Origin of the sequence: Sphingomonas segetis, from assembly GCF_009720245.1 — a bacterium.
Classification (GTDB): domain Bacteria; phylum Pseudomonadota; class Alphaproteobacteria; order Sphingomonadales; family Sphingomonadaceae; genus Sphingomicrobium; species Sphingomicrobium segetis.
Map to the genome: position 1 here is coordinate 1 of NZ_WJSQ01000244.1, position 2,421 is coordinate 2,421.

The window sequence follows — 2,421 nt, forward strand, 5'->3', positions numbered from 1 at the left end:
GGCGCCGGTCGATCGGCCGGAGCAGCCGCTCGAAGTGGGCCATCGGGTCGAGCCATGGGGATTGCGGGCAACGGTCCGGCGCTGCCGCATGGCGCAGCGGCCGCCCACGTCGTGTTCACGGCCGCCCTCCGGCCTGAGAGGGGGGTCCTCATCGAGCGTCCTCGCGCGCCGCCGGAGTGTCGGCGGCCGACCGGGCATCCGCTTGACTCCCGAAGGGCGTGCGCGCTTCCTGCGCAAGCTCGGGCCAATGGGGGGAGTGCAGCCATGCGCCTGCCGAGCGCCGTTGCGTTGCTTGCGTCGTCGCTATGCATCAGCCTGCCGGTTCTGCCGGCGCAAGCACATCCCGGCGGGCTGAATGCCGAGGGGTGCCACAACAACCGGAAAACGGGTGAATATCACTGCCACCGCTCGGGCACCTCGTCCCGACCCGCACAGCGGCCTTTGAGGGCCCACTCGACTGACGGCACGTTCCGCAACTGCTCCGAGGCCCGGGCAGCGGGAGCGGCGCCCGTCCGTGCCGGCGATCCCGGCTATTCGCGGAAGCTTGACCGAGACGGCGACGGAGTAGGGTGCGAGTGATCGGCAGGGGATCGTCGAACGATTGCGAATCGCGATCGCTCAGTCGCCGCCACCCTCGCAGGCCGGAATGAAATCGCCCGCGTCGGCGGGCCACAGCCCGGGGCCCTGCTGCGCCTCGAGTTCCGCCTCGACCGCGTCGGGAAGGCTCGTCAGGAAGTCGATCCCGGTGAGCTGCTCGATTTCGTCGACGGTCGTGAGGAATCGCGTGTGATCGAACGGCCGGTGCGAGTAGCCCGGGCCGACCTGCGGGTAGATGAAGGCCAGGAAATTCGGCCGGTTCGGAATGCCGCTCTCCCGGATGACGATCTTGAAGAGGGCTTCCGGGATCGCCACCGGGAACTCGCCGGAATCGCCGAGATGGGCATAGGCATGGCGATCCGCGAAGACCGGGCCGGTGACGATCCACACCGTCCCGAAATGCTGGGCCCAGGCACCCGTCAGATTTTCAAGATCGAGCCATATTCCCGCGTTGAACGACTGGCGCTGCGGGACGGCATTGTAGAAGCTGTGCGTATTCCACTGCGCGTCGTCGCCGAGCCTCTCGGCGAGCAGCTTCATCGCTAGATGACCGCGCGCAAACCAGGCCGGATGCGAATGCCGGAACGCGTTCGTCGTCCGGTACGACCGGTCGTCCGGCATGATTCCCGAGTCGTGGAGCTCGTCGTCCGTGATCCACGTGCCCGGCCGCGGATGGGTTGCGATGCACTGGCCTTCGACGCGCTTCACCTCATAGGCGACCCACTCGGGCACGCCGAGCGCATCGGGGCCGCCGAATTGGTCGTCGTCGTCGAGGTCGTCGAAGCTGCTTCGATAGGCCCTGAAGTCCTTTACGATTCCGTTGCTGCTGGTGACCCAGCGATCGTGATTGTAGCTCGGATCGAGGACATTCGGCCTGAACGTCTGTGCATGAAGAGGGCCGGCCGCGACAAGGAGCGCGGCCATGGCTGCGATCAGCTTCTTCATCAGGTGTCGCTCCGCGGAACCGGGCGATTCGGCGCTGCAGTATAGCAGAGAATCGAACGGCCCGGCCGGTCACCGTCAGGTGCCGCTTTCCATCGATGCGCCGACACTCGCACGGAAGTCGTGAGCCTGTCCTGCGCTCCGACGCAGCCAGGTGCGGACGCGCCCTCGAAAGTGAGTCGACTGCGCTTGTGCTCCGGACAGGCACGGCTAAGCTTGAAGCGCGCCGGAGTGACGGCGCCGGGGCGTGAGAACCTCGACTTGTTGGTAACTTATTTGACGAGACTCGCAGCGGCCGAATCGCAACAGGAGCCCGTGCTTTTGCGCATTCTTGCGGAGCGCTTCCCGAGCAGCGATCCGAACCGTGAGGCGGCTGAGCGACCGCTTCGCTGAGGCGGCGCGGGTCTGCGCCGACCTGCGGCAATTATGCGCGCTCGTCGGCGATGCCGCCGCGGAGCTCGGCTTCCAATATTTCGCGCTGCTTGATCACGCCAGCCTCGCCGCCTCTGGCGTCGGGCTGGTCCGGATCGACAATTATCCGGATGCCTGGGTGCGCGAGCTGGTCGAGAGCGGCGATGCGGCCGACGATCCGGTCCATCTCGCCAGCCGCCGCGCCAACACCGGCTTCGGCTGGTCCCAGCTGGGATCGCTGATCAGGCTCAATGACCGCCACAAGAGCATCATGGCGCGAAGCCGCTATTTCGGCCTCGGCGCGGGCTTCACCGTTCCGGCCAATGTGCCGGGCGAGCCAAGCGCTTCCTGCTCCTTCGCGGTCCGGGCGGGGATGGATCTGCCGGCGGCCCGGCTCCGTTGCACCGAGCTGGTCGGTGCCCATGCGCTGTGCGCGGCACGGCGTCTGCGGACGCTGCGCGCGCGTCGGAC

The 2,421-nt window shown here is 67.3% G+C and carries 3 protein-coding genes; 2 read left to right on the forward strand and 1 reads right to left on the reverse strand.

The genetic code is table 11. The features are described 5' to 3' along the window. The first annotated feature begins 264 nt into the window (after positions 1-264). Positions 265-579 carry an excalibur calcium-binding domain-containing protein gene (locus tag GH737_RS14370; RefSeq protein WP_155265454.1) on the forward strand — a complete coding sequence of 105 codons (315 nt, stop codon included), beginning with the start codon at positions 265-267 and terminating at the stop codon, positions 577-579. Positions 580-618: 39 nt separating this feature from the next. Here GH737_RS14370 and GH737_RS14375 read toward each other — a convergent pair whose 3' ends face one another. Beyond that, the gene (locus GH737_RS14375; protein WP_155265455.1) at positions 619-1,542 is read right to left on the reverse strand and encodes a DNA/RNA non-specific endonuclease; all 924 of its coding nucleotides are present in this window, start codon (positions 1,540-1,542) and stop codon (positions 619-621) included. A gap of 361 nt (positions 1,543-1,903) precedes the next feature. On the opposite strand from GH737_RS14375, the gene GH737_RS14380 reads away from it, so the two are divergent. Beyond that, positions 1,904-2,421 (forward strand): autoinducer binding domain-containing protein (locus GH737_RS14380; protein WP_196233220.1); only part of this gene is annotated, 518 nt, incomplete at its 3' end.